Consider the following 1,401-nt stretch of genomic DNA (forward strand, 5'->3'; position numbering starts at 1 on the left):
TATTACTGCGAGACCAGCGCTGGTAAGCTTTATAGATGGTATTGGGCTTGCCAAAATACTCGGGTAAGTCGCGCCAAGGACAGCCAACACGCATGCGATAAAGCACGCCTTCAACCGTTTGTCTAAGATTTCCTTTGTCATAGATATTAAGTTCTAGTAATATAGGTTTCAGTCTTGTCCAGTGTTCATCTTTGAGCATAGTGCGAGGCATAGCGAACGATATCTTTTTTGTGTGAGAACTTAAAGATTAACCGTTCGCTATTTTTTTTGCCAGAAATTTATATCCAATGTTCAACACGCCCTAATATTTAAAAAAACTATTAAGCTCTTAAAAGCACCTTGCCTTTCTTCTCAGATTGCAATTTACCGTCAACTGCTTTTAATACGTCTTTCAAATCAAACACCGCTTCAACGGGTAGTTTTAATTTGCCATCAACCGCACGATCTATCAGCTCTTTGACCAGACGTTTTTTATTGTCGACACTCATTTCTTGACTGAGTTTACTGCCCCAAAAGCCTTTTAAGATAGCTTGTTTAAAGATCATATCAGTCGGATTCAGCATCATCGGCTTACCTGACATCGCGCCAAATACGGCGAACACTCCACCATGACCCAGTAGCGATAACAGATTACCACTGGCTTCACCGCCGACAGAATCAACCGCTGCACTGATTTTATCATCGCCAATGATAGCTTTGACTTGGTCTTTCCAGTCATCGTCTGACGTATTGATATTATTTTTGATATCGAGCGCTTCTAACTCTCCGAGCGCATCGCTACTACGGACGAGGTTAATGGTTTTGACGCCGCGCGCCGCCGCTAGCATCGCCAGTGATTTACCGACCGCACCATTGGCGGCGTTATGGATGACCCATTGACCGCTTTCTACTTCGAGAAATTCAAGCAGCATCAATGCACTCAGCGGCATAGCGATCAGCTGCGCCGCCATCTCATCTTTTAAGCTATCAGGTACAGGGAAGACCATGTCGGCTGATGCCACAAAGTACTCTGCCCAAGTGGCCTGCACGCTGGCCGCTGCCACGCGTTGACCGACTTTTAAGTCTTTGACCTCGCTGCCAACCGCATCGATGACACCCAAGGCCTCAGAACCACCGATAGCCGGCAGCTGAGGTTTAAAGCCATATTTTCCGCGAATGGTGAGTAGGTCATGATTATGAATAGAAGCTAAGATAGTTTTGACGCGGACTTCATTGGCTTTTGGCTCTGGAGTAGGGCGGTCACCGACACTCAGTACTTCAGTTGGTTTGCCGAAATGATCGTAAGTTGCGCTACGCATGATAAATTCCTTTATTTATTATTTGAGTGATTGTCTGATTAAATATTTGGTGGTGTTCTAAAAAGTATGCTGGCATCAGACATAGCCATAATTGACATAGAAG

General features: G+C 44.9%; 2 protein-coding genes. Both read right to left on the reverse strand.

The features are described from left to right. Window positions 1–211 (reverse strand): transposase (locus EI162_RS14155; RefSeq protein WP_192524937.1); only part of this gene is annotated, 211 nt, incomplete at its 3' end. Between the two features lie 109 nt (window positions 212–320). Then, window positions 321–1,298: a zinc-binding dehydrogenase gene (locus EI162_RS14160; protein WP_192524938.1), complete on the reverse strand. Its 978-nt coding sequence runs from the start codon at window positions 1,296–1,298 to the stop codon at window positions 321–323. Between the last annotated feature and the right edge of the window lie 103 nt (window positions 1,299–1,401).

This window comes from Psychrobacter sp. FME6 (assembly GCF_014861365.1).
In the GTDB taxonomy this organism is placed as follows: domain Bacteria; phylum Pseudomonadota; class Gammaproteobacteria; order Pseudomonadales; family Moraxellaceae; genus Psychrobacter.

What these genes read in the sequence shown, in the direction of transcription:
- EI162_RS14160 (WP_192524938.1), bottom strand. Translation starts at nt 1,298, where the DNA reads ATGCGTAGCGCAACTTACGATCATTTCGGCAAACCAACTGAAGTACTG.